Origin of the sequence: Halorubrum sp. F4 (genome assembly GCF_027257195.1) — an archaeon.
GTDB lineage: Archaea > Halobacteriota > Halobacteria > Halobacteriales > Haloferacaceae > Halorubrum.
The window spans coordinates 348,180-373,951 of record NZ_JAPDFS010000001.1; the positions used below are offsets into that span (position 1 = coordinate 348,180).

The 25,772-nt window shown below is 67.4% G+C and carries 23 protein-coding genes; 8 read left to right on the plus strand and 15 right to left on the minus strand.

Features of this window, described 5'->3' with window-relative positions; all coding sequences use genetic code 11:
- Positions 1-33: 33 nt before the first annotated feature.
- Positions 34-1,041, plus strand: a complete 1,008-nt coding sequence (locus OKW78_RS01760) for a hypothetical protein (protein ID WP_281193620.1) — start codon at positions 34-36, stop codon at positions 1,039-1,041.
- 33 nt (positions 1,042-1,074) lie between these two features.
- Here OKW78_RS01760 and OKW78_RS01765 read toward each other — a convergent pair whose 3' ends face one another.
- Positions 1,075-2,553 (minus strand): PAS domain-containing protein, encoded by a 1,479-nt coding sequence (locus tag OKW78_RS01765; protein ID WP_281193622.1) that lies wholly within the window; start codon positions 2,551-2,553, stop codon positions 1,075-1,077.
- 73 nt (positions 2,554-2,626) lie between these two features.
- Between OKW78_RS01765 and OKW78_RS01770 the strand changes: the two genes are divergently transcribed.
- A complete protein-coding gene (locus OKW78_RS01770) occupies positions 2,627-4,108 on the plus strand; it encodes an ATPase domain-containing protein (protein WP_281193623.1) in 1,482 nt (493 codons plus the stop codon).
- Between the two features lie 17 nt (positions 4,109-4,125).
- Here the strand turns inward: OKW78_RS01770 and OKW78_RS01775 are convergent, their stop codons facing one another.
- Positions 4,126-4,800, minus strand: a complete 675-nt coding sequence (locus OKW78_RS01775; RefSeq protein ID WP_281193624.1) for a tRNA (cytidine(56)-2'-O)-methyltransferase — start codon at positions 4,798-4,800, stop codon at positions 4,126-4,128.
- Positions 4,801-4,968: 168 nt separating this feature from the next.
- Here OKW78_RS01775 and OKW78_RS01780 point away from each other — a divergent pair, with 168 nt between their 5' ends.
- Positions 4,969-6,030, plus strand: coding sequence for a phosphoribosylaminoimidazolesuccinocarboxamide synthase (locus OKW78_RS01780; protein ID WP_281193625.1), 1,062 nt, complete (start codon positions 4,969-4,971; stop codon positions 6,028-6,030).
- Between the two features lie 507 nt (positions 6,031-6,537).
- Entirely contained in the window at positions 6,538-7,272 is a 735-nt protein-coding gene (locus tag OKW78_RS01785; protein ID WP_281193626.1) for a hypothetical protein, read from the plus strand.
- 525 nt (positions 7,273-7,797) lie between these two features.
- On the opposite strand, the gene OKW78_RS01790 is transcribed toward OKW78_RS01785, so the two are convergent.
- A complete protein-coding gene (locus OKW78_RS01790) occupies positions 7,798-8,763 on the minus strand; it encodes an asparaginase (protein ID WP_281193627.1) in 966 nt (321 codons plus the stop codon).
- Between the two features lie 141 nt (positions 8,764-8,904).
- Here OKW78_RS01790 and OKW78_RS01795 point away from each other — a divergent pair, with 141 nt between their 5' ends.
- The gene (locus OKW78_RS01795) at positions 8,905-10,083 is read left to right on the plus strand and encodes a M24 family metallopeptidase (protein WP_281193628.1); all 1,179 of its coding nucleotides are present in this window, start codon (positions 8,905-8,907) and stop codon (positions 10,081-10,083) included.
- Between the two features lie 57 nt (positions 10,084-10,140).
- Here OKW78_RS01795 and OKW78_RS01800 read toward each other — a convergent pair whose 3' ends face one another.
- Together OKW78_RS01800 and OKW78_RS01805 are read right to left on the minus strand one after the other, a co-directional pair.
- Positions 10,141-10,650 carry a DUF4870 domain-containing protein gene (locus tag OKW78_RS01800; RefSeq protein WP_281193629.1) on the minus strand — a complete coding sequence of 170 codons (510 nt, stop codon included), beginning with the start codon at positions 10,648-10,650 and terminating at the stop codon, positions 10,141-10,143.
- A gap of 302 nt (positions 10,651-10,952) precedes the next feature.
- Positions 10,953-11,933: a D-isomer specific 2-hydroxyacid dehydrogenase family protein gene (locus OKW78_RS01805; RefSeq protein WP_281193630.1), complete on the minus strand. Its 981-nt coding sequence runs from the start codon at positions 11,931-11,933 to the stop codon at positions 10,953-10,955.
- Between the two features lie 132 nt (positions 11,934-12,065).
- Between OKW78_RS01805 and OKW78_RS01810 the strand changes: the two genes are divergently transcribed.
- Positions 12,066-13,394, plus strand: coding sequence for an amidohydrolase (locus OKW78_RS01810; RefSeq protein ID WP_281193631.1), 1,329 nt, complete (start codon positions 12,066-12,068; stop codon positions 13,392-13,394).
- 209 nt (positions 13,395-13,603) lie between these two features.
- On the opposite strand, the gene OKW78_RS01815 is transcribed toward OKW78_RS01810, so the two are convergent.
- The 6 genes from OKW78_RS01815 to nth form a co-directional block, all read right to left on the minus strand.
- Positions 13,604-14,044, minus strand: coding sequence for a hypothetical protein (locus OKW78_RS01815; RefSeq protein WP_281193632.1), 441 nt, complete (start codon positions 14,042-14,044; stop codon positions 13,604-13,606).
- A 5-nt stretch (positions 14,045-14,049) separates the two neighbouring features.
- Complete coding sequence (locus tag OKW78_RS01820) at positions 14,050-14,544, minus strand: phosphopantetheine adenylyltransferase (RefSeq protein WP_281193633.1); 495 nt, start codon at positions 14,542-14,544, stop codon at positions 14,050-14,052.
- A gap of 80 nt (positions 14,545-14,624) precedes the next feature.
- The gene (locus tag OKW78_RS01825) at positions 14,625-15,224 is read right to left on the minus strand and encodes a winged helix-turn-helix domain-containing protein (RefSeq protein ID WP_281193634.1); all 600 of its coding nucleotides are present in this window, start codon (positions 15,222-15,224) and stop codon (positions 14,625-14,627) included.
- Between the two features lie 64 nt (positions 15,225-15,288).
- Complete coding sequence (locus tag OKW78_RS01830; protein WP_281193635.1) at positions 15,289-16,380, minus strand: glutamate--cysteine ligase; 1,092 nt, start codon at positions 16,378-16,380, stop codon at positions 15,289-15,291.
- A gap of 162 nt (positions 16,381-16,542) precedes the next feature.
- Complete coding sequence (locus OKW78_RS01835) at positions 16,543-17,097, minus strand: DoxX family membrane protein (protein WP_281193636.1); 555 nt, start codon at positions 17,095-17,097, stop codon at positions 16,543-16,545.
- Between the two features lie 135 nt (positions 17,098-17,232).
- Positions 17,233-17,916, minus strand: a complete 684-nt coding sequence (gene nth / locus OKW78_RS01840) for an endonuclease III (protein ID WP_281193637.1) — start codon at positions 17,914-17,916, stop codon at positions 17,233-17,235.
- Positions 17,917-18,047: 131 nt separating this feature from the next.
- On the opposite strand from nth, the gene OKW78_RS01845 reads away from it, so the two are divergent.
- The gene (locus OKW78_RS01845) at positions 18,048-18,425 is read left to right on the plus strand and encodes a hypothetical protein (RefSeq protein ID WP_281193638.1); all 378 of its coding nucleotides are present in this window, start codon (positions 18,048-18,050) and stop codon (positions 18,423-18,425) included.
- Between the two features lie 19 nt (positions 18,426-18,444).
- On the opposite strand, the gene OKW78_RS01850 is transcribed toward OKW78_RS01845, so the two are convergent.
- Positions 18,445-19,491, minus strand: coding sequence for a low specificity L-threonine aldolase (locus OKW78_RS01850; RefSeq protein WP_281193639.1), 1,047 nt, complete (start codon positions 19,489-19,491; stop codon positions 18,445-18,447).
- 174 nt (positions 19,492-19,665) lie between these two features.
- Here OKW78_RS01850 and OKW78_RS01855 point away from each other — a divergent pair, with 174 nt between their 5' ends.
- The gene (locus tag OKW78_RS01855; protein ID WP_281193640.1) at positions 19,666-21,192 is read left to right on the plus strand and encodes a carboxypeptidase M32; all 1,527 of its coding nucleotides are present in this window, start codon (positions 19,666-19,668) and stop codon (positions 21,190-21,192) included.
- 20 nt (positions 21,193-21,212) lie between these two features.
- Here the strand turns inward: OKW78_RS01855 and OKW78_RS01860 are convergent, their stop codons facing one another.
- The 3 genes from OKW78_RS01860 to OKW78_RS01870 all read right to left on the minus strand — a co-directional run bounded on the left by OKW78_RS01860 (position 21,213) and on the right by OKW78_RS01870 (position 25,711).
- Positions 21,213-22,325 (minus strand): NAD(P)/FAD-dependent oxidoreductase, encoded by a 1,113-nt coding sequence (locus OKW78_RS01860; protein WP_281193641.1) that lies wholly within the window; start codon positions 22,323-22,325, stop codon positions 21,213-21,215.
- A gap of 55 nt (positions 22,326-22,380) precedes the next feature.
- Positions 22,381-23,400 (minus strand): nitrogen regulation protein NR(II), encoded by a 1,020-nt coding sequence (locus OKW78_RS01865; protein WP_281193642.1) that lies wholly within the window; start codon positions 23,398-23,400, stop codon positions 22,381-22,383.
- A gap of 121 nt (positions 23,401-23,521) precedes the next feature.
- Positions 23,522-25,711, minus strand: coding sequence for a PAS domain S-box protein (locus OKW78_RS01870; RefSeq protein ID WP_281193643.1), 2,190 nt, complete (start codon positions 25,709-25,711; stop codon positions 23,522-23,524).
- Positions 25,712-25,772: the final 61 nt, after the last annotated feature.

The following is a 25,772-nucleotide window of genomic DNA, read 5'->3' on the forward strand; positions in this document are numbered from 1 at the left end:
AGCTATACGCCCCCCGGCTCACGGGTTCCGCGTATGAGTTCCGGTCCGATCGAGCGGGGATCAGCGATGAGCGAGCGGGCGTACGCGGTCGTCGGCGCGCTCGCGCTCGCGGCGGTCCCGATCGTCACCGCGGCGGTCCCGATCGTGCCCCTCGCGTGGCTTCTCGACGCCGTCGTCGGACTCGCCGTCGGACCCGACATCGCCGGAGTGGGGAACGGAACCGTCATCGGCGTCGTCGCGTCCGTCGTCTTCGGGCTCGCGACCTCGATCGCGCTCGGACCGATCCTCGTCGATCGGCGGATCGAGCGGCTCCCCGCGGCCGACCTCGACGACCGCCCCGCGGCGTTCATCGAGTCACGCGTCGACGCGATCGCGGAGGCGGTCGGCGTCGAGCCCCCGCCGGTCACGGCCGTCCGAGCGGAGGCGGCCAACGTCGCCGTCGCCGACGGCTACCGGGGGCCGCGGCTCGTCGTCTCCACGCGGCTCCTCTCGTTGCCGGCGGCGGACCGCGACGCCGCGTTGCGTCACGCGATGGTCCGGCTGCGCACGCGGGAGGCCGCGTTCACGACCGCGACCTTGCCCGGCCTCGTCGTCGTCGAGTGGGTGACGCTGCTCGCGACGCTGCTCGTCGGTCGTCGGTCCGACCGCGGCCCGGCCGACCGTCGAGTCAACCGGATCCACGGATACGAGCCGGACCGCGAGCGGATCCCGGCACCCGCGTACGCCGCCGCCGGCCTGCTCGTCTGGCTGGTCGCGCTCCCGGCGTGGATCCCGGCGGTCGTCGGCGACCGCCTGTTCGTCGCCGGTCGACGCCGAGCCGCCGACGCCGCGGTGGCTCGGGTCGGCGAGGCGGAACGCGACGGACTCGCGAACGCGGTCGGCTTCGCCGGGGACGCCGCCGGCGCGGCCGACTGGCCGCCGCTCTTGGACCGGCTCTCGCTCGTCTCGATGGCGGACGACGAGACGAGTCGAGTGCGGGGGACGAGCCGGCAGGAGGCGCGGATCCGGCTCGCCAGGCTACGATCGAAACGGGCGCTGTAGCCGAGTCCCGAGGCCGGCGGCGACGCACCGCTCTCACCGCTCCGCCGGAACGGACAACCGAAGGGTCGTTCCGCGCCCCTCGCCGGTGGACACGGAGAAGTCGCCGCCCGCCCTGCTCACGACCCAGTACATCAGCCAGATCCCCAGCCGGTCGGCGTGTCTCAGCGAGGTCTCACCGCCCTTGAGCACGTGCGTCTCGTGGTCCGGGATCCCGGGGCCGTCGTCCTCGATCTCGATCGCGATCCACTGTGGATCCGGGCGGTCGACCCGGATCGTGACCGAGGGGTTCGGATCGTCGTTGTGTTTGATCGCGTTCTCGATACCCTCCTCGACCGCGGTCAACAGCCCCGCGATGCTCACCTCGAGCGGGTCGTCCGCGGGAACGGACAGATCGATCCTCGCGTTCGGATACTGTCCCTCGAGCGCGTTCACGAGTTCCGAGAGCCGATCACGTAACGCGATCGGGGGTCCCGAGGGGTCGGTCGACGACAGCGTGTGATCGATCTTCCGTACCGCCTCCGCGATCCCCATGAGGTCGTCGGTCGTCTCCGCTATCACCTCGAGCGGCTTCCGATGCTCCTCGCCGAGGTCCTCGCGTAGGAGCTCCGTGTACCCGCCGATGAGGTTCATCTTGTTTCGGAGGTTGTGGTTGAGGACGCGGTTCATCACCTCCAGCCTCCGCTCGCGGATCTTCCGGTCGGTGATGTCCGTCTGGAACCCGACGTAGTTCGTGACGGTCCCGGCCTCGTCGCGGATCGGCGCGACGGTGAGTCGGTTCCAGAACTTCCGGCCGTTCGCTCGGTAGTTCAGCACGTCCACGGAGACCGGCTCCTCGGCGTCTATCGCCTCCCGGATCGTCGCTCTCGTCTCCTCGTCCGTTTCCTCGCCTTGGAGGAACCGACAGTCCTCGCCGAGCATCTCCGATCCGTATCCGGTCAGCCGCTCGAACTCGGCGTTCACGTAGACCAACGGGTTGTTCCCCGATCCCGGCTCGGCGAGCGTGATTCCGACCGGCGACTCGTCCATCGCTCGCTCCTTCAGCTCGAGATCCTCGACGGCCTCCTCGAGCCGTCGCTCGCGCTCCGCGAGCCGCAGGGAGGTCTCCCGCCGTTCGACCAGGTTCGCGATCCGGGTAGCCAGTTCGGCGCGTCTCACCGGGAGGTCGATGACGTCGTCGACGCGTGGCCACGCGTTCTTCACGGACCGCTCGTTCGTCCCCTCGGGGATCAACAGGACGAACGGGAGGAAGACCGGGTCCGACCGCTTCCGTCTCGGTTCGATCGCGTCCGCCGCTCGCTCGAACCCGTCCACGTCGAGGACACAGCAGTCGTAGACCGAATCGAGAGCCTCGACGTCCGTCGCCGTCTCGATCCGGTATCGGTCGGACAGCGCTTCGGCCAGCAGCTCGCGGTCCCGACCCGGCCGCATGAACAACAGCAGGCTGGACGCGTCCTCGGGTCCCGAGGGGTCGCGGCTCGCCCCCGCCTCGGCGTCCTCGAAACCCGGGACCATTTCCCATAAGAGGAGCGTCCACGTGCACTAAGCATTATCCCTTTATGGTACCACCCGTCCAAGGATCCAGAGAATGCCATCACCACTGCCCGAGCGACTCTCGACCGGAGTCGATGGCCTCGACGAGATCCTCGCCGGCGGGCTCGTTCCGGAGCGGAGTTACATGATCAGCGGGCGGGCGGGAAGCGGAAAGACGATCCTCGGCTTTCACTTCCTCGCCGAGGGCGTCGAACGGGGAGAGACGGCCCTCTTCGTCAACCTCGAGGAGGACCTCGACGACCTGAAGACGAACGCCGCGGCCCTCGGGTTCGACACCGACGCGATCGACTTCCTCGATCTGAGCCCGAGCGCGGACGTCTTCACCGAGGACCAGTCCTACGAAGTGTTCGCTCCGTCGGAGGTCGAACGGGAGACGCTCACGGAGCGGATCGTCGAGGGCGTCACGACGGTCGACCCGGACCGCGTCGTCGTCGACCCCCTGACGCAGCTGCGGTTCCTGACCGACGACGACTACCAGTTCCGCAAACAGGTCGTCGGATTCATGCGATTTCTCAAGGAGCGGAACGCCACGGTGTTGTTCACCGTCCAGGACACGTCTTCGATGCCGACCGACGACCTGGAGTTCATCACGGACGGGACGATCGTGTTGGGAACCGACGCGCACGGGAAGTCGATCCGCGTGCCGAAGTTTCGCGGGTCCTCGACGCAGAGCGGCGATCACGCCTACCGGATCACCGACGGCGGGATCGAGGTCTATCCCGCCCTCCAGCCGGGCGAGCACGTCGCCGAGTACGGCCTCGAGACGATATCTTCCGGGATCCCCGAGGTCGACGAGCTGCTCGCAGGCGGGCTCGAACGCGGGACCGTGAGCATCGTCAGCGGCCCCACCGGCGTCGGCAAGACGACGCTGTCCACGCAGTTCATGAAGGAGGCCGCCGCCCGCGGGGAGCGGTCGGTCATCTACCTCTTCGAGGAGACGAAGGAGACGTTTCTCACCCGGTCGCGGGCGGTGGACATTCCGGTCGACCGAATGATCGAGCGGGGAACGCTCCAGGTGAACGAGGTGGAGGCCTTGGAACGGTCGCCCCAGGAGTTCGCCCGGATGGTTCGTGAGGAGGTCGAAGAGCGAGACGCCGACATCGTGATGGTCGACGGGATCGCGGGATATCGTCTCACCCTCCGCGGGGAGGAGAACGCGATGCTTCAGCAGATGCACGCGCTGGGGCGCTATCTCAAGAACATGGGAGTCACGGCGATCTTCGTCGACGAGACCCGGAACGTCATCGGCGAGTTCCGCGCGACGATGGAGAACATCAGCTACCTCGCGGACAACATCGTCTTTCTGCGGCATCTGGAGATACACGGGGAGATGCGGAAGGCGATCGGCGTGTTGAAGAAGCGAACCAGCGACTTCGAGCGGACGATCCGCGAGTTCCGGATCACGGAACACGGGATCGAGGTCGGCGAGCCGATGTCGAACATGCGCGGACTGTTGAGCGGAACCCCGGAGATGGTGAGGAACCACGAGCGGCGGGAGGACGGGACGGGAGGGTAATCGGGGAGCCTTCGCGGCTACGTCGACTCCGCACCGCCGGCGGCGGGGTCGGTGCCGCCACGTCCGCGACCGTCCGCGTCGACGACCGTCTTTCCGGTCGCCTCCGGCACCACGCGGCGGTCGGCGTCGACCCACTCGCGTTCGAGTTCCGCGCCCTCGAAGAGCCGGTCCAGGAAGACGGCGAGGCCGGCGACCTCCGAGTGCGGCTGGTTCGTCACGCCCACGTTGAAATCGGCCCGCTCGTAGAGCGCCCACGGGACCTTCTCGCCGCCGACGACGATGAGGAGATCCTGCGCATCGTCGCCGTCACCGACGGCCCTCCCGTCGTCGGCGCGGACCGCCGCACGGATCTCCCCTTCGACGTTCTGGATCCGCTCGCCGTACATGGTGAGGTGGACGACGACGCCCTCCCAGTTCCTCACGATCGCCTTCTGGTCCTCCCGGAGCTCGACGCCGAACGGGCCGCCGAACCGGTCCGTAACCCCCCGAACCGTCTCGGCGGACTGACCGGCGTTGTCCGGCAGGATCACTCGGTCCGCACCGAGCGCCCGCGCGGTCAGTCCCACGTGCGTCGTCATGCGATCGTCCCGTCCGGGTCGGTGGCCGTACCGAAGGACGACGACCTCGCCCGTTCCGCGCGTCCCCTCGTCCCCTTCGCGCGTCTCCCCGTCCCCTTCACGCGTCTCGTTCATACTCCCTCCTGCGACTGGGAAGCGTGAGGGCCTTTCGATGCCGACGGTCGGTCCTCCTCCGAGACGGCTCCCGAGTACGATCCACATATCTGGATCGATACGGTCGACGAGCCACCGAGGTGACCACGTAACTGAAAGATTCATTTGGGAGGCGGTCGCGGATCCGGTATGATGAGCGTCAAGGAGTTCCGCGTCGTCGAGCCCGCGACCGCCGCCGAACTCGGCCGCGGCCGGTTCGCGTTCACCGACGCCTATTCCGTGTTCGACTGGGGGCGGATGCCCGACGCGATCCCGCGGAAGGGCGCAAGCCTCTGTGTGATGGGCGCGTTCAACTTCGAGCGGCTGGCCGACGCCGGGATCGCCACGCACTACCGCGGCGTCGTCGATCCCGTCGCGATCGAGTCGGGTGCCGACCCCGAGGACGCGGTCGTTCCCCTCGCGGAGGCCGACGCGCCGCCGACGGAGATGGCGATCGAGTTGACCCAGGTCCCCGACCTCCCGTATCGGGGCCCCGAGTCGGGATACGACTACGACGCGTTCCACGAGGAGGGCGGGGGGAACTACCTCGTTCCCCTGGAGGTGGTCTTCCGGAACACGGTCCCCGTGGGATCCAGCCTTCGTCGCCGACGCGACCCGTCGGACTTCGATCTCCCCTTCGAGGAGTGGCCGGCCGAGTCGGTCGACCTCCCCGAGCCGGTCGTGGAGTTCTCGACGAAGTACGAGGAGCAGGACCGGTATCTCTCCCGCGAGGAGGCCGACCGGATCGCCGGCCGCGCCGACGTCGACGCGCTCGCCGACCTCGCCCGCGACGTGAACCGGGTCGTCACCGACCGCGCCGAGGCGGCCGGGTTCGTCCACGAGGACGGCAAGATCGAGTGTCTCTACGTCGACGGCGAGCTCCGCGTCGCCGACGTGGTCGGTACCTTCGACGAGAACCGGTTCTCCTACGACGGCCAGCAGGTCTCGAAGGAGGTCGTCCGCCAGTGGTACAAACGCGCCGATCCCGGCTGGGTCGAGGCGGTCGGCGAGGCGAAGTCAGTGGTCGCCGACCGCGACACCGCCGACTGGCGAGAGCTCTGCGACGAGGAGCCGATCGACCTGCCCGAGGACGTCCTCGAAACGATCTCGGCGATGTACGCCGCCGGCGCGAACGCCTACACCGGGAGCGAGTGGTTCGACGCGCCCCCCGTCGACGAGGCGATCGCGGCCGTTCGGTCGCTCGACGGGTAGGGATCCATCCGCTATTCGATCCCACCTTTTCGCTTCCACCTTTTTCATAGTCCTCAGAAATCGGAGATTTCTGATGGGCTGCACGAGAGCTCCGCTCTCGTGAACGTCGGGTTCCCTCGCTCACTGTGTTCGCGTCGGGAACCACTCCTCGAAAACCCTGGAGGGAAAAAGCCGACTCCGCCGTCTCCGACGGCTCCGTCGGTGAAACGCCTCGCCGTGCTCGGCGTATGCTCACGACAGGTGAACCACTTAGCGCAGGTGGTCTTGAGTTATCCGCAAACTGGTAGGTTATCCGTGCTAAATATAGAGAGAATACAGCACTGAGACCGGTTCATTCTATTCGTGAGCGACTGAAATTCCCTTCCCATACGGAACACGTCTGAACCACAGGCAGTGTGCTACGTTTGGCAGACTCCACAGCATACTCGTTCATTTACCAACCACAAAACATACATAACGTATCACCTACCCGAGAGTATGTCCAACCGATGGAGCAACACCGGGCTAATGGTTGCTGCAGTCGTTGTTGCTCTCCTGCTTGGGGCTCTTGTATTTTATTCTGGGGTGCTTGCTCCCGGATACATCCTCAGTGACTCGGTGAACTACGAACATGAGATTGAGGCAGGGCCGGGGGATAACGTTGCCAGCGAGATCGAATTCGAACATCCCGACGATCTTGAGCATATTACATACCGATACGAGGAATTGTCCCCGATAGCGCAGGAACTGTTTGACCGGACGCGAACCGCTGAATCGGCGACATATACGCCGAAACTGTGTACGGACCACGTCCTTGTTTGTGACACGTACTACCACAAGAACCTCCCTTCTGAGTTCACATACGGCAAGTCTCTCGATAATGCGTCGTTATATACTGTCATTGTGTATGACGGCGACGAGTACCTGCTTCGAACTGGTGTTGATTGGACAGCTACCGAGTGGAATCCTCTCTACGGGATTGTTTGGATGCTCTTCCGTGGTCTACTGCTTTTCCATGCCGGGGCTCTCGTCACTACCACTCTCATGCGGTTGGATCCGGCAGATAGTACGAACACTCAGCTGTACGCGATTCTTATCGGCGGTGGGACACTCGCAGCTGGGGTGGGCTTCCTGACACCGTACATCGAAATAGCAGGGCTGCTCAGTGGCCGAGTAGATGCGTTCGAACTTGCGACGATAGTTACACTTGGATATGCTGCCGCGGCATTGATTTGGCTGATAGCAGCAGTAACTCAACGGTAAGCTCTTGGCGTCTGTGTGGGGAAGTTTTGGACCAAGCTGTACTGGCCGGTTCACTGTCCTGTGACTTGGAGATCGGTCAGTACAGCCTAAGCAACGATCACTGTTAGTGCGGTGGCGCGCCTCCAAGCGCCCGGGAGGGCGCGAGGAGTCCGCGAGGGATGCGGCGAGTGAAACGAGCCGCGAGGCTGGGGAGGCGTGAGGTGCGGCGCTGTGCGGTCCGGGGTGGGACTCAAAGGGGCAGTCGCGAGGACGACGCCCGACTCGCTGTGGTCCTCGTCGCTCACTGCGTTCGCTCCTGCGGTCCTTGCGTCGCCGGGCGTCGTCCTCGCGACTGGGGCTTTGGAAGCATCACCGCGCCACCAACGATCCACTCTCCCTCAAATCATCCGTCCTACAAGCACTCCTCATCGATCGGCTGTTTTGTCAGATACACTTGAAATAAGAGATAAACGAATCAGAGCATCTGATTCGTTTCAGTTGCCCTCTATAGCGATCTCGGACGAGTGCAGCGTTCGATCCGCCCCCTCACGCTTCGGGACGTTCGAAGACGTCGTCGAGACGCCCTGCCGCGAGACCGACGATCGTCCGGACGCGCGTCTTCTGAAGGTTCAGGTCGCTGTAGTAGCATCCGATCTCCTGGAGGCTCTTCTCGCTTCCACGAAAGCCGTAGGTGTCCCGGGCCAGACGGCCCTCGGGGCATCGCGTGGTCGCGACGATCGGGACGCCGCTCTCGGCGACGGACCGCAACTCGGGGACGAGCTTCGGAGGGACGTGGCCGGCACCCGTCGTCGCGAGACAGAGCGCGTCGCTTTCGCGAGCGGGAGCGAGCTGCTCGGGCGGCATGTCCGCGGTCACGAAGGCCGCGTACACGTCGTTCGTGAGGTCGTCGTACTCCACCGTGAGCGCCGGGTCGGGCGACTCGGGCGTCCGACGCCACGTGACGCGCGATTCGTCGATGACTCCGAGCGGGCCGAACTCCGGAGACCTGAACGTATCGAGGTTCATCGAGTTCGTCTTCGTCACCTCTCGAGCCGCGTGAATGCGGTCGTTGAAGGCGACGAGAACGCGTCCGGTCGCGTGTTCGCTCGTCGTCGTTTTCACGCTCGCGAGGAGGTTGGCGGGCCCGTCCGGGCTCGGAAGCGAGGGGTTCCGCATCGCTCCCGTAAAGACGACCGGCGTCTCGCCGCGATAACAGAGGTCGACGAAGTACGACGACTCCTCGAGCACGTCCGTCCCTTGCGTGACGACGATCCCGTCGACGTCCCCATCGTCGTCGAGTTCGGTCAGAGATCGCGCGAGTTCTCCCATCTGCTCGACGGTGAAGTGCGCGCTCGGTACGTTGGAGAACTCTCGCGTGTCGACGTCCGCGACGTCCGCCAGTTCGGGAACGGCGGAGACGAGGTCCTCGCCGGTGAGTTGCGGGCTCGCGTCCCCGCCGGAGTCCGGCGTCGAGGCGATCGTTCCACCCGTAGAAACGACAGTCACTGTCATGGCATCTCCTGACTAGCGGATTCGCATAAGTATTCCTCCCCCGAGGGGTACGCCCATCGGGACGGTCATAAACGGTTTCCGTAGTTCTGATACACGAAATATTTTACATCCACGCGAGAGACCTCGGATAGAGCCCGATCCATGCCAGGCAATGTCTTCCCACGGTCGGAGTACGAATCGCGAGTCGAACGCACCAAGGAGCGGCTCGCCGAGCGCGATCTCGACGCGATCGTCGTCGCGGATCCGGCGAACATGAACTACCTCGCGGGCTACGACGGCTGGTCCTTCTACGTCCACCAGGCCGTCGTCGTCACCCGCGAGTATCCCGAACCGGTGTGGATCGGTCGCGACATGGACCGCAACGGCGCGCGCGCCACGACGTGGCTCGCGGAGGAGAACATGCGGGCGTACAGCGACGACCACGTCCACTCGCCGTACGACCTCCACCCGATGGACTTCCTCGCGGACGCCCTCGAGGACCTCGAGGTCGCGGACGGCCGGATCGGCCTCGAGATGGACGCCGCCTACTTCACGGCGAAGTCGTACACTCGCCTCCAGTCGCAGCTCCCGGACGCGGAGTTCGTCGACGCCGACCTGCTCGTCAACTGGCTCCGGATACACAAGTCGGACCGCGAGATCGAGTACATGGAGGAGGCCGCACGGATCTCCGAGGAGGCGATGCTCGCGGGGCTCGACGCCATCGAGGCGGGCGTCCCCGAGTACGAGGCCGCCGCCGCTATCTACGACCGACTGATCCGTGGCACCGACGAGTACGGCGGCGATTACCCCGCGATCGTCCCGCTGATGCCCTCCGGCGACCACACGGGGACGCCACACCTCACCTGGACGGACCGCGAGTTCGAGGAGGGCGATCCCGTCCTGATCGAGCTGTCGGGATGTCGCCACCGGTACCACTCGCCGCTCGCGCGGACGACGTTCGTCGGCGACCCGCCGGAGCCGATCGAGGAGACGGCAGAGGTCGTCGTCGAGGGGATCGAGGCCGCGCTCGACGTCGTCGAGCCGGGCGTCACCTGTGAGCGCGTCGAACGGGAGTGGCGTGAGACGATCGCGCAGTACGGCGTCGAAAAGGAGGACCGGATCGGCTACTCCATGGGGCTCGGATACCCGCCGGACTGGGGCGAACACACCGCCAGCATCCGCCCCGGCGACGAGACCGTCATGGAGGAGGGAATGACCTTCCACATGATCCCTGGACTGTGGGAGGACGAGTTCGGCGTCGAACTCAGCGAGACGTTCCGGGTCACCTCGACGGGCGCGGAGACGCTCGCGGACTTCCCGCGACGGCTGTTCACGGCTTGAAGGACGACGCGACCGGTCAGTGGCTCGCTCGGCGGCGGTCGCGGCGGCGGTCGAGGTTCACTCGTCGACGACCGCGTACGTCCGGGCGTATGAGCCCACGAGCGGCACCGCGTACTCCTCCCCGCTGTACGCCTTGTACAGGAGGAACGCCCACGCGAGGAACCCGACGGGCGTGAGGAGCAGACTCCCGATCCCGAGCACTGCGGCCGCGATCCAGCCGACGCCGGGAACGAACGAGAGCACGGTGAGGACGATCGAGAGCACGATCGAGGCGACGAACAGCCCGCCGAATATCAGCGTGCTCTGGACGGCATGGAACCGGACGAACGCGTCCTCGGGCTCCAAGACGTAGAACAGCACGCCCGTGATCGGCCCGAGCAGGTAACTCAGCGCGCCCGCGACGTTGGGCTCGAGCCCGGTGCCCGTGTCGGCGATCGTCGCCGGACCCTCGTCCGTCGTCGCTTCGTCGATCTCCTCGTCCGTCGCCTGCTCCTCCTCTATATCCATCGTCGAGTCCTCGACGACGGCGTCGACGGCGTCTCCGGTGGTTGACCGATCCGTTACCATGTGTGAGTCACTGACACTTATACGCATGCTGAGATATTAAAGACAGATGGCTCCTCAGAGTCGGCTCTTCAAGACATGAAACACGGAATGTCGGTGACGATCGGTGGCCACGTCCGAAGCCCCAGCCACGTTCCCCGTGCGGCCCGCTCGCGTCTTGGTGGGCGCTCGCGGGCGCGTGCCGACCGCAGAACGACGAGCGTAGCGAGACGGTCAGAGTGGAGATCGGATCACGCCGTTTCAGCCGCTTCGAGCTACACCGGGCCGTACCGAATCGGAAGGGATAGAGATCGGGGGCGTTCCCGCTACTCGTCGCCCGGTGCGGCCACGAGGTTCCGGAGGTCGGCGGCGTCACCCTCGGCGTCGAGGGCGATCACGTTGTCGGCGACGATGTCGGCGAGCCGATCCCAGTGTTTCGGTGTATGGCCGCCGGTGTGGGGCGTGATCAGGCAGTTCTCGAGGTCCCAGAGCGGGTGGTCAGCCGGGAGCGGCTCGGGCTCGGTCACGTCGAGGGCGGCCCCGCGGATCTTGCTGGAGCGGAGCGCGGAGACGAGCGCGTCGGTGTCGACGATCCCGCCGCGGGCGGCGTTGACGACGACGGCGTGGGGCGGCAGCGTCGCGAGCTCCGCCTCGCCGATCAGCCCGCGCGTGAGGTCGTTGAGCGGACAGGCGACCACGACGTAGTCGCTGCGGGCGAGCGCGTCGTGGATCGCGTCCTCCTCGAAGCCGACCACCTCGTCGGTCGGCCCGCCCTTCGAGGGGGTGTACCGGACGCCGATCGTCTCCACGTCGAACCCCTCGAGGCGCTCGACGACGTGCTGGCCGATGGAGCCGAGGCCGATCACGGTGACGGTGCTGTCCGCGAACTCGTACGACTGGAAGTGCCGCCACTCCGCGTTCGACTTGCGCCGCCAGCCCTCGTGGAGCCGACGGGCGAACACGAGCATGTTGGCGATCGACTGCTCCGCGATCCCCGGCGCGTGGATCCCGCCGGCGTTGGTGACGGCCACGCCGCGGTCCGTGAGCGCCTCCACGGGCACGTGGTCGGTGCCGGCGAAGGTACACGCGAACAGCTCCAGCCGGTCTGCGTCCGCGATCTGCGCCTCCTCGACCGTGATCCCGGTGACGACCCGCGCCCGCGGCACGAGCTCGCGCTCCTCGGCGGGCGTCCGTGCCAGCGCGACCTCGTGGTCCGGCAGGCGCTCGCGAAGCGTCTCGGCGTACGATCCCATCGACAGTCCCTCGGTCCCCTCGCGGAGGACGACGATATCTGGCTGGTCGCTCATGGTGGATCCGCCGCCGGGCGGCGGTGACGTCCCCGAGTTCGACGGTACGCTACTTACCTTTTTTGTAGTTCTTGTAGTCTTTGTACACGATCATCGTGTACGCTTAAGTGGATCCGGGAGTCACGAGCCCACATGACACGCCCGGTCGCGGAGCGGCTCGTCGAGTTGCGTCGGGGCTTCCACGAACATCCCGAGCCCGGCTGGCGCGAGTACTACACGACGAGCCGGCTGGTCGAGGAGATAGAGCGGATCGGCGTCGACGAGCTCGCCGTCGGGCGGGAGGCGTACGACCCCGACGACCGGATGGCCGTCCTCGACGATGGCGCTCACGACGAGTGGGTCGAGCGGGCTCGCGAACGCGGCGCGCGCGAGGACGTGCTCGAGGCGACGGCGGGCGGCGTCACCGGCTGCGTGGCGGTTCTCGACCGCGGCGAGGGCCCGACCGTCGGCCTCCGGGTCGACATCGACGGCCTGTTCGTCGAGGAATCGACCGACGACGACCACGAGCCCGCTCGCGAGGGGTTCCGGTCGGATACGGACGGGACCATGCACGCGTGCGGGCACGACGCCCATATGACGTGGGGACTCGCGACGCTCGAGGCGGTGAAGGAGAGCGACTTCTCGGGACGGTTCGTCGTCTTCTTCCAGCCCGCCGAGGAGATAAGCGGGGGCGGCCACCCGATGGCCGAGAGCCGGTTCATCGAGGGGATCGACCACCTCTTCGCGGTCCACGTCGGCCTCGACCACCCGACCGGCCGAGTCGTCGCCGGGATCGAACGGCCGCTCGCGATGGCACACGTCGACGCGTCCTTCGAGGGGACCTCGGCGCACGCGGGGAAATCCCCGGAGGAGGGCGACAACGCGATGCAGGCGCTCGGGACCGCCATCTCGAACGCCTACGGGATCCCCAGACACGGCGACGGGATGACCCGCGTAAACGTCGGATACGCGGAGGCCGGCAGCGCGAGCAACGTGATCGCCGACCGCGCACGCGTCGAGGCCGAAGCCCGCGGCGAGACGACGGCCCTGAAGGAGTACGCGAAGTCCCGACTCGAGCGGGCGTTCCGCGGGGCGGCCGAGTCGCACGGCTGTGAACTCGAGTTCGACGTGGTCAGCGAGTCGCCGCGGGCGGACAGCGATCCCGCGCTCGTCGAACACGTCGCGTCCGTCGCGGCGGGCGTCGACGGCGTCACGGAGGTGGTGCCGACCGCCGACTTCGGCGCGAGCGAGGACGCGGCGTATCTGATGGAGCGCGTCCAAGAGGACGGCGGGCTCGCGACGTACCTGATCGTCGGCACCGACCACCCGACCGCCCACCACACGCCGACGTTCGACGTCGACGAGGACAGCCTACCGATCGGCGTCGACGTCCTGACGCGGGCGGTGCTCGGCGTAGATGGAGTCGCCGACGTCGACCGAACCGACGTCGACCGCGTCGACGGCAGCACCGGCGACGAATGAGGGGATCGGTCATCGACACGGGCGCCGGGGCGGCCCGGCAGCGGATCGACGAAGCCGTCCACCCAACGCCGATATCGACGCGTTGCGGTGGAGTCACACGCGCTATCGGCATTGCCGTGAGTCTGAGAGACGGCGTGAGCGATCGATGCGGATCGAACACGGACGGATCGTCAGTCGTCCGCGGGTTCGGAACCCGCGTCCGTCTCGACCTACCGACCACCCACGACGACTAGTCCGCGACCGACGGCGTAGCCGACGCCGCCGACCGCGACCGCACCGGCGACGGCGAGCGCGAGCGGTTCCGCGACTGCGATGGCGGTCGCGGCGGCTCTCGCGGTCCCGGAGCCGATCGCGATCCCGCCGCCGGCGACGAGACGGATCTCGGGACCGAGGACGCCGAGGAGGACTCCGGCGGTCGGCCCATATGAAAGAAGAACGCCCGGAAGGAGCCCGCCGCCGACTCGGGCGAGGCTCGCGACGCCGATCACGGAGACGGCCATGCAGGCGGCCGCGACCGGCGTCGGGTCGAGCGATACGGCGGAAGCGAGGACGTGGACCGCGAGTAGGGAGAGCGCGAACCCGGTCGCACTCCAGGCGGCGGCGCGCTCGAACCCCGTCTCGCCGACGAACGTCCGCGTGAGTCGCGTCATTCGGGTCATTCGGGTCGCGTCGCTCCCCGACCCTCGCGGTCGGGAGTGAGGTTCCCGTGCTCGTCGATCTCGCCGGCGACGATGCGCGTCGAGGAGATCCGCTCGCCGTCGTCGGCGGGAACGTGGTCGACGACGACGATCTCGAGGGGATCGTGGCCGCGGGACTCGCGGATCTCGTTGATCCGTTTTCCACCCTCTTTCGTCTCCGGCGAGACGATCAGCGCGTCGAACTGCGGCTCGACGGCGATCCCCGTCGGCTCCTCGAGTTCCCTGACGGTGAAGTCGCGCCCGTGCTCCGCCGCGAGAGGTTCGAGTTCGGCCTCCAGGTCGCGCTTTCGACCCTCGTAGGGACGGACGTACCGCTCGACGTGTCGGGTCTTCGGGGCGAGTTCGTCGGACGTCAAGCCGACGGTCACGTCACCTAGCTCGAACGCCCGTTCGAACAGCTTCCGATGGCCGTCGTGGACGGGGTCGAACGTGCCGCCGAGCGCGACGTTCATGTCCGTGAGTTGCGCGGGCGGGACTTAAATCATCCCGAACCGACCGCGGCGGTTCGGTCGCCGTCGTTCGGTCACCCTGGTCAGCGGTCGGTGTCGCCGTCGTCGGCAGCGTTCTCGCCGTCAGCGTCGTCATCGCCGGACGAGTCGGTCTCCTCGTCCGCGCCGGCGACGGAGATCTGAACCGGCTCGTCGTCGCCCTCCCCCGACTCTCCGCCCAGTCGCCGGTCGAGGTTGAAGACGGCGTTGAGCTCGGCCTGGACGTCGCCGACGACGCCGCGGACCAGCTCGCTCGGCGCGATCGCCTCGTACTCGTACGGGTTGTTGCCCGCGCCGTCGGCCTCGCGTTTCCCGCGCGAGACGGTCCCCTCGTCGTGGAGCTCCGCGAGCGCCTCCCGGACGGTGCTCGGGTAGAGGCCGGTCCCGTCGGCCACCTCGTCGCTGGTGCTCCGGGGGTTCTCGCGGAGGTAGACGTATATCCGCGCCCGCGTCTCGGTGTCGAGCAGCCACGCCAACAGGTCCACGACGTTGTCGTCGAATCCCTTGACGGCCTTGTCCGCGCCCTCGCCGAGTCGTTCGCGCGTCTTCCGGAGCTCCTCTTTGGTCCGATCCGCGGGCGATCCGTCGTCGCCGTCGCCGTCGTCGACGAGGTCGTCTCCGCGGTCGGCGTCGTCCGTGGTCATGCTCGAAGGTTCGCTCCGTGCGCCCAAAAGGGTTTCTCGTCGCTTTCGTTCCGACGGAACGGGGTCAGGACTCCGCCAACACGAGGTCCGAACACAGCGCGTCGAGCCCGCCCGTCTCGCGGATCCGCCGCTGACGGTCGGTTCCGCTCTCGGCGTCGTAGACGTCCCGGATCCCGGTCACTCCCAAGCGGTCGCACTCCTCGTCGACGACCTCGCCGAGCGAGACCGTATCCTCGCCGTCGCGCGTGACGAACGACACGTCGTGGCCGTGTCGGATCGCGCGCCACTTGTTCTCGTCCAACAGTTCGCGTCGGAGCGGCGGATCGACCTCCTTGGACCCGCCGTCGTCGTATCGCTCCGCGAGGTCGACGACGAGCGCGTGGACGAACTCGACGAACGCGAGCGTTCGCTCGGGGTCGCGCTGAGCGTCCGGCGCGCGGACCTCGACGGTGCCGTGGCCGGTGTGCGGGCGCACGTCGAACCAGAGCTCGCCGCGGTCATCGATCGACCCCTGCTCGACCATCCGACGCTCGAAGCGGTCGAACGCCTCGAAATCGGCAAACGCCGAGGGGATCCCCGTGTTCGGGAGGTTCTCGAATATCTTCGCACGCGCCGACGCCAGCCCGGTGTCGTAGCCGTTCCAGAACGGGGAGTTCGCCGACAGCGCGAGCATCATCGGACAGTACCAGCGGAGGCGGTTCGCGATCCACACCGCCTTGTCCGCGTCGTCGACGCCGACGTGGACGTGGAGACCCGCCGTCGTGTTCCGGTGTTGAGGGTACTGGATCCGATCGAGCTGTGAGCGGTACCGCGGTTTCTCCGCGTGGTCCAGCTCGCGCCACTTCGCCGCCGGATGTAATCCCGCAGCCGCGATCCGGTAGCCGTCCGCCGCGGCGTGCTCGACGAGCGCCTCCCGAACCGACCGGAGCGCGTCGCCCGCCCGGCCCGGGTCCTCGATGAGCGGCGTCTGCGCCTCGATCGTACACTTGAACAGCTCGTGGTCGAACCCCTCGGGGACGGCCGCGGGCGGATCGCGGCCGTACACCAGGTCGTCGGTCCCGGAGGTCAGGCGACCGTCAGCGTCCACGATGAAGAACTCCTCCTCGATGCCGAGCGTTCCCGTCCGGGTGAACGCGTCCCGCGAACCGAGCTCCATTACGAGGCAATTAGCCCGGTCGTTCTTATATGGAGTGGATGGGGGAAATCGCCTCGTAGTGGATGGAAAATCGCCTCGTGACGGAACCGCAGTGTGTCGAAAACGTGTTCCGAACGGTGAAAACGAGTCGGGCCGAGGGTTCGGTTCGGCCGCCTCTCCGGCTCAGCCGAGGAGGTAGCGGGCCGCGGGGAAGCGCTCGACGAGGGGCATCCCGCCGACCTCGATCCGCTCGATGTAGGCGTCGAGGCCGAGGATCCGGCCCGCGCCGAAGGCGGCGACCGTGAGGAACACGGCCGCGTAGATCAGCGTCGAGTCGAACAGCGCGAGGAACTCCCCCGCCCAGCCGCCGAGGTAGAACATCGTCATCTGGATGGCCCCGCCGAGCGCGGCCAGCCGGACGAACGCCCCGGCGATGAGCGCGACGCCGATGAGCACCTGCGTGACCGGGACGACGACGTTGACGACCTCCATGAGCGCCGGCATCGACGCCATCGCGGCGTAGAGGCCGCTGACCGGGCTCGCGGGATCGACGTTCGCGAGGTATCCGGCCGCGTCGAACGGCCACTCCGTCGCCTTCCCGAGACCCGCGAACAGGATCATCCCGCCGATGAGCGCCCGGAGCAGGACGATGAACAGCGCCGACAGCGAGTGCGCCTTCCCCAACAGCGTGATGCCGCCGAACTCTCCGCCGAACTCGTTGGTAGTTTTCGTGGACATTGTGTCTCTCCTCACTTACGAGTACGCCGGGTGAACACATAAGAGGGGAAGCGGGTTCCACGATCCGGGGAAGGAAATCGTCGACTCCCCCGGTGAGCGGGGTCTTTATAACCGAACGCCGATACCTCTCGCCGCCTACCACTCCTCGCCGCTCGCCAGGTCGACGTCGGCGTCGGGTTTCGCGGAGGGACACAGGTCGACCAGCACGCACTCGTCACAGTCCGGGTTTATCGCGGTACACGTCGCCCGCCCGTGATCGATCATGAGGTGAGTGAACTGTTGCCAGTCCTCCTCCGGGACGATCCCGAGGAGGTCCTCCTCTATCGCCTCCGGTCGTTCCTCCTCCGTGATCCCCAGTCGGCGGGTGAGCCGCTGGACGTGCGTGTCGACGACGATCCCCTCGACGACGTCGTGGCCGTGCTGGAGGACGACGTTGGCGGTCTTGCGGCCCACGCCCGCGAGGTCGGTGAGTTCCGACATGGTGTCGGGGACCTCGCCGTCGTGTTTCTCCGCGATGTCCGCACACGCCGAGCGGATGTACTTCGCCTTGTTGTTGTAGTAGGTGATCGAGTTTATCGCCTCGGCCAGTTCCTCCTGGGGCGCGCTCGCGTAGTCCTCGGGGGTCTCATAGGTCTCGAAGAGGTCGGCACAGACCGCGTTGACGCGCTCGTCGGTACACTGTGCCGAGAGGATCACGGCGATCAGAAGCTCCAGCCGGTTCGAGTAGTTCAACGAGATGGTGGAGTCGGGATACTCCTCGTAGAGCCTCTCGAGGACCTCCTCGACCTGCGCCTCGCGCGTTTCGAGCGGCGTTCCCATACGCGTCGCACTCGCCGCCCGGCATAAAGCGATCCGGAACCGCCTTCGAGACGACCCGAAACGGGTCTCGGGACGGTCGGGGATCGGCCGCAGAGCGACACTTTGAGGGCCCCTCCCGTGGAGGAACCGACGTGTCCCGTTCCCGCGACCGGACCCGGCGCCATCCGGCGTACCTCCGGCGTCCGGAGGAGTTCTACACCCTCTGGATCGCCGCGACGTCGACGTACGGCGTCGGCGACATCGTCTCGACGATCGCCTTCCTCGCGTACGTGCCCGCGGTCGAGGAGGCCAACCCGGTCGTCGCCCTGGCGCTGGACTCCTTCGGGCTCGCGGGGCTCGTCGCGCTCAAGATCGCGGTGTACCTCGTCATGCTGTGGATCAGCGTCGTCGGAGCCCGGGAGGGTGACGGCCTCCTCTACTACTTCCCGCCCGTACTCCTGACCCTCGTCGGGCTCTATCTCACCGGATCCAACATCCGGCTGATGTGGATCGCGACCGGGACGGGGTGAGACGGAACGGTCGCGCGGTCTACGCCGAGAGGTCCTCGACGACCGCCTCCACTCGATCGACCGCGTCGTCGACGTCGTCGCCGTCGATCCCGAGGTGGGTGGTGAAGCGGGTCGTGTACGTGTCGAACTCACCGCAGCCGACGCCGGCGTCGGTACAGGCCTCGACGAACTCGCCCGCCTCGATCCCGGCGTCCTCGGTGTCAGCGACGACGATGTTCGTGTCGGGCTCGGGCACCGAGACGCCCGGGAGGCCGTCGAGCCCGGCAGCGAGGGCGGCGGCGTTCGCGTGGTCCTCGGCGAGCCGGTCGACGTTCTCCAGCGCGAGCAGTCCGGGTGCCGCGATCATCCCGGCCTGTCGCATCCCGCCGCCGAAGAGCTTGCGGACCCGTCGTGCCTCCTCGATGAAGGCCTCCTCGCCCGCGAGGATCGACCCGACCGGCGCGCCGAGCCCCTTCGAGAGACAGAAGGTGACGCTGTCGATCCCCTCGACGAGGTCGGGCGCGGGCGTATCGAGCGCGACGCTCGCGTTGAACACGCGTGCGCCGTCGAGGTGAACCGGAACGCCGGCGTCGCGCGCGGCGGTCGCGGCGGCGTCGAGGCGCTCCTTCGGCACGGCGATCCCGCCGCGGTAGTTGTGGGTGTTCTCGAGCGTCAGGAGGCCGGTTCCGGGTCGGTGGAGGTCCTCCTCGACGATCCCCCGCTCGACCGCCTCGGGAGTCGGGACGCAGCGCTCGCCGGCGTCGATCGTCCGCGTCTGGAGCCCCGAGAGCGCGGACGCGCCCGCGAGTTCCCACCGGTAGACGTGTGACTCCCGCTCCAGGAGCACCTCCTGGCCGGGGTCGGTGTGGACGTTGATCGCGATCTGGTTGGCCATCGTTCCGCTCGGCGTGTAGAGGGCGGCCTCCATGCCGACGGCGTCGGCCGCGCGGCGTTCCAGTTCGTTGACCGTCGGGTCGTCGCGATACACGTCGTCGCCGACGTCGGCGTCGCGGGCGGCGTCCCGCATCGCCTCCGAGGGGCGGGTGACGGTGTCCGAACGCATGTCGATGAAGTCGTCCGTGGACATCTCTATCCCGGCGTTTCGCGGCCGGCATCAAATAGCTCGCGCTCTCGGAACCGTCCCGTCGGATCGCAACCTGCCGGGTCACGAAGGTCCCCGCCGCTGCCGGGTCACGAAGGTCCCCGCCGATCGGATTCCGGGAGCGCGTCCTTCTTAACGCACCCGACCGTTCCACGCGGTATGGCAACGGAAGCCGCATCCGACGACGGGTCCGACGCGCCGGACGCGTACGACGCCCTCCTCGAGCGCGCGAAACGCTGGAACGCGGTCGGCAGCGCGGCCGGCGTGCTCGGCTGGGACCAGCAGGTGATGATGCCCGAGGGCGGGACGCCCGCCCGCTCGAAACAGCTCTCGACGCTCTCGTCGGTCCGCCACGACATGCTGACCGACGACGAGACCGGCGAGCTCCTCGACGAACTCGAGGGGGCCGGGTTGACCGACGAGCGGGCGGCGGTCGTCCGCGAGATCCGCCGCGAGTACGACCGCGCCGACGCCGTCCCCGTCGAACTGGTCGAGGAGATAAGCGAGACGAGTTCGGAGGCGCTCGCGGCCTGGGAGGAGGCGAGAGCCGAGGACGACTTCGAGGCGTTCGCGCCGCACCTGGAGAAGCACGTCGAGCTCAAACGCGAGTACGCGGAGCACATCGACCCCGACCGCGACCCCTACGCGGTGCTCTTCGAGGACTACGAGCCGTGTCTGTCGATCGAGCGTGCCGAAACGATCCTCGAGGAACTGCGCGAGACGCTCGTCCCCATGATCGACGAGATCCGGGAGTCCGACCGCGACCTCGCCGTCGACACCTTCGAGGGGACGTTCCCCGAGGAGACGCAGGAGGCGCTCGCGCGCGACGCCTTGGAGCTCGTGGGGTACGACTTCGACCGCGGTCGTCTCGACGTCTCCTCGCACCCGTTCACCTCCGGCAACCAGTTCGACTGCCGAGTGACGACGCGCTTCGACGAGTCCGACCCGCTCGGCGCGATCGGCTCGACGATCCACGAGTTCGGCCACGCTCAGTACAACCTCGGGCTCCCGCAGGAACACTGGGGAACCCCGCTCGGGGAGTCCCGCGACCTCTCCGTCCACGAGTCGCAGTCGCGGCTCTTCGAGAACCACGTCGGGCGGAGCCGGGCGTTCTGGGAGCTGTTCCTCCCGACGTTCAAGGAACGCTTCCCCGAGACGGCGGACGCGACCGTCGAGGACGCCTACGAGGCCGCGAACCAGGTGTACGAGGACAACTTCATCCGCGTCGAGGCCGACGAGCTCACCTACCACCTCCACATCGTTGTCCGGTTCGAGATCGAGCGCGACCTGATCCGCGGCGACCTCGCCGTCGAGGACGTGCCCGAGGTCTGGAACGACAAGTACGAGGAGTACCTCGGGATCCGGCCCGAGACGGACGCCGAGGGGTGTCTCCAGGACATCCACTGGAGCCACGGCAACTTCGGCTACTTCCCGACCTACTCGCTCGGGTCCGTCATGGCGGCCCAGCTGTACGCGGCCGCGGAGGACGACATCGACGACCTCGAGGGCTCGATCGCCGACGGAGACTTCGACCCGCTTCGCGAGTGGCTCGGAGAGAACGTTCACCGCCACGGCTCCCGCTACGAGACGAACGACCTGGTGAGGCGCGCGACCGGCGAGGACTTCTCTGCGGACGCGTTCCTCGAGTACGTCGAGGGGAAGTACGGCGAGCTGTACGACCTCTAGGAGGGACCGACTCCTTCCGTTCAGACCCCGCGAGCGACCCGCTCGCCCACGTCGAGCCCGTTCGCGAGCGCGGCGTGGAGTCGCCCCTCGCCGGCGACCCAGTCGCCGAGGACGTACAGCCCCTCACGCGCCGCCGCGTCGACCGGATCCTCCCCGGGAGTTGGCTCGCGATCGAGTTCGCCCTCGGGGATCGCGTAACGCCAGCCCTGGTGGTCGGTCCAGTCGGGATCGAGGAGACGGTCGTCTCCCACGATCTCGGCGGCGTGACCGGCGAGTTCGGCCACGTTGTCGGCGGGGTCGGCGTCGTACCGCTCGGCCGACCACTCGCCGCCCGCCTGGACGACGAGCAGCGACTCGCCGTCGGGAACGTGGCCGGCCTTACACTCCTCGCGGGAGATCCAGCCGACCGGGTGTTCCTTGTCCGCGTTCACGAGCCCGTAGTACGGTCGATCGAGCGCGAAGGGGTAGTGGAGGACCGCGGTCCAGACGGTGCGGTAGGGCACGTCGGCGGCGGCCGCGCGGAGTCGCTCGCGGACGGGTGACTCCCACTCGGCGTCCGCGAGCAGTTCGGCGGTCTGGGGCGCCGGCGGGTTCACGAGCAGGACGTCGAACGGTCCCCACGAGTCGCCGTCGGTGTCGACGAGGGTCCACGAGCGATCGCCGCGTTCGTCTCCGTTCCCGCCGTTCACGCCGTCCTCGTGGTTCCCGTCCTCCCGTCGGATCGTCTCGACGCGGGTCCGCCGGTGGACCGTCGCGTCGGTCCCGCCGAACAGTCGTTTGGCGATCTGGGTGAGTCCCCGCCGGTAGCTCCACTTGTGGTCGTCGGCGTCGCGACCGGGCGACACCTCGCCCGACTCGTCGAAGGTGTAGACGGGTTCGACCGCGTCGACCATCCCCTCGTCGTCGAGGGTCTCGGTGACGAGTTCGACGACTCGATCGTCGTCCGCCTTGAGATAGTTCGCACCGTAGTCGTACACGAGGTCCCGGTCGTCGTTCCGTCGAGTCGCGGCCCGCCCACAGAGCCCGCCCGATTTCTCGAGGACGGTCACGTCGGCGTCCGGAACGGCCGAGTCGAGGACGTGTGTCGCCGCGGCCGCGGCCGCGCCCGCGCCGACGATGCCGATGGTGGTCATCGTTGTCTCGACTATGGACGCGACGGGCTAACACTTGTCGGGGAACGTGCGCGCTTCAAGGAACGATCTCGAACCGTGCGCCGCCCTCGATCCCCTCTGTCACGGAGACGTCCCAGCCGTGGGCGTCCGCGATCCGGGCCACGATCGAGAGACCGTAGCCGGTCCCGTCCTCCGTCGTCGAGTAGCCGTACTCGAACACCTCTCGACGGACGCTCTCGGGGATCCCGGGGCCGTCGTCGGCGACGTACAAGGTTCCGTCCGGCGTCCGACCGACGTGGACCGTCACGTCCGATCCGGCGTGCTCGACGCAGTTCCCGAAGAGGTTCTCGAGGAGTTCGCGAAAACGGCTCTCGTCGGCCTCGATCGTTCCCAACGCGGAGTCGATCCGCAGGGTCGCCCCCCGCGTGTCCACGTTCCGCCACGACTCGCGGACGCTCTCCTCGACCGCTACGGGCTCGGTCTCGCCGATCGACCGTCCCTCCTTCGAGAGCGCCAACACGTCCTCGACGAGGTCGTCGATCCTGGAGAGCGACTCGGCGATGCTTTCGAGTTCGGGGTCGTCGCGGCTCTCTCGAGCGATTTCGGTGTACCCGATGGCGACTGAAAGCGGGTTGCGGATGTCGTGTGCGAGGATGTCCGCGAACTCGTCGAGGCGTTCCTTCTGGTCGCGGAGGTCCTCCTCGCGGCGCTTCCGTTCGGTGACGTCTCGGACGATCCCCGTGAAGTACTGTTCGCCGTCGTACTCGTGTTCCCGAAGGCTGACGAGCGTCGGCACCTCGTGGCCGTCCTTGTGTTGGGCGGGGAGTTCGATCCCGTCCCAGTCGATGTTCCGTTCTCCGGTCCGGACGTACGCCGCGAGCGCTGAGGCGTGGACCGGCTGGAGCCGCTCCGGGATGATCTTCATCTTCGAGCTCCCGATCAGCTCGTCGGGGGCGTATCCCAGAATGTCCTCGATCGCGGGATTGGCGTAGACGATCTCGCTTTCGGCGTCGATCGTCAACATCCCCTCCGAGGCGTTCTCGACGAGGGTCCGATAGAAATCGTCGGAGGCGACGGGTGGATCCGGCGATCTCATCGCTTCACGAACACGTCCGGGGTCCCGATAGTTAACTGTTGATACCCGCCCACGCGGGAGTGTCGTCCGCGTCCGATCGTCACTCATCCACCTCCGACCGTCACTCATCCACCTCCGACCGTCACTCGGTCACGATCTCGAATCGAACGCCGTCGAGCGCGTTCGCGTCGGCGATGTCGATCTCCCAGCCGTGGGCCAACACGATCTGTCTGACGCTCGCCATCCCCATCCCGATCCCCTCGTCCCCCGTCTTCGTCGAGAACCCCGGGATGAAGACGTGCTCGCGATGTTCCGGGTCGATCCCCGAACCGTTGTCCTCGTAGAACACCCCGCCGTCGAAGCGACCGACGCGGACGTCGACGTCAGCGGGCCCGTGTTCGATCGAGTTCCCGACCAGGTTCTCCAACAGCCGCTGGAGCGCGTCGGGGTCCGCGTCGATCCGCACGTCGTCCGGTGCCGTGTACGACGCGGCCGCGGGCGGATCGACGGCGGTCCAGACGTCGTCCAACACGGGGGCGAGTTCGACGGACCGTACGTCCGAGACGATCTCGCCGGACTGGAGGGTGTTCACGAGGTCGGTCCGGAGGTCGTCGACCCGCTCCATCGCCCGGATCGCGTGTTCGACGTGTTCCATATCGCCGGTCTCGTGTGCCAGCTCCAACCGCCCGGTAACCGTCGATATCGGGCTCTGAAGGTCGTGTGAGACGAAGCTTGCGAGCTCGTCGAGCCGCTCTTTCCGCCGCCGAAGCTCGCGAGTTCGCTCCGCCAGCTCCCGAGTCCGCCGAACCCGTTCCGTCACGTCCGTCGCGGAGACGACGATCCGCGTCACGTCCCCCTCGTCGTCGAAAACGGGACGGAGCGTCCCCTCGACCGTCGCCGGTTCGTCGATCCCCCCATCGCTGTGATGTGTGGCGTCGTATTCGACGTAGTCCCCGGCTGCGGCCTCCTCGATCCACCGCTCGACGGCCTCGCGCTGGTCGTCGGTCCACCAGGGTGTCTCCGAGAACGGCTCCCCGACGACGTCGTCGCGTGCGGCGTCGAGGTACCCGATCGCCGTGTCGTTCACGTCGAGCGTGGTGCCGTCGGTGTCGAGGAGGCCGACGAGGAGGTTCGGGTCGTTGAATATCGCCTCGAAGTCGCGTTCCGTCCGTCTGAGCGCCAGTTCACGCCGCTTGAGCTCCGTGATGTCTCTCCCCTCCGGGACGAGAAGCGTCACCTCGTCGTCCCCGTTCGTGACCGGACGGACGGAGAAGTCGACGAACGCCCTCCCGTCCTCCCCGCGGATCGTGACCTCATCGCGATAGAGCTCACCGTCGCGTGCGGTCTCGACCGCCTCGCGGGCGGTCTCCCGGGCGTCCGGTCCCGACTGGAACCACGGTCCCTCCCACAGCGGCTCCCCGACGACCGCCTCCCGATCGACGCCGGCGAACGAGAGCGCGGCGTCGTTCGCCTCCAGGATCGTGCCGTCCGGTTCGGTCAGGCCGGTGAGCTGATAGGTGTTGTCGAAGATCGCCTCGAATCGGCGTTCCCGACGTTTCGACTCCGTGACGTCGGTGATGAACCCCTCGACCGATTCCCCGTCCGTCGTGGCGAGGTCGACGGCCCGGCCGCGCTCCCACACCCACTTCGTCTCGCCACCCTCCGTCCGGATCCGGTAGGTACACTCGAAGGGATCGTCCCGTTCGATCGCGCCCTGGATCGCGTCCCAGACTCGGTCCCGGTCGTCCGGATGGATGGCGTCCTCTCCCCAGACGAGGTCGCCCGTCACGAACCGGTCCGTCTCGTATCCGGTGAGCTTTTCGAGGTCACCCTCGACGTCCTCCATCGGCCACCCGGGCTCGTTCCGGCAGCGGTAGACGACTCCCGGGAGGTTGCTGACGAGGGTCTCGAGGTACCGCTTCTGCCGCGAGACCGCGCGTCGAGACCGATCGCGCTCGACGACGTTCTCGATCCGATTCGCCAAGAGCGTGTACTGGTCAGTTCCGCTCTCCTTTTGGAGGTACTCCGTCACTCCCGCGGAGACCGCGTCGCTCGCGACCGTCTCCGAGCCCTTCCCCGTGAACAGCACGAACGGGAGGTCGGGACGTTCCTCACGGATCGACTCGAGGAGTTCGATCCCGTCCATTCCGGGCATGTCGTGATCGGAGACGATACAATCGATCCCGCCGCTTCTCGCCGCCTCCAGCGCTGCCGTCGGATCCGTCTCGGTTCGGACGTCGATCCGCTCGCTCTCCCGTTCCAGGAACTCGGCCGCGAGGTCCGTGAACGCGGCGTCGTCGTCGACGTGAAGCACCCGGATCGGATCGGTCACGGGGTCCTCCTATTCGGCGAACATTAATAGGCGTTGTCCACCGGATCGCGGGGTCTGAGAC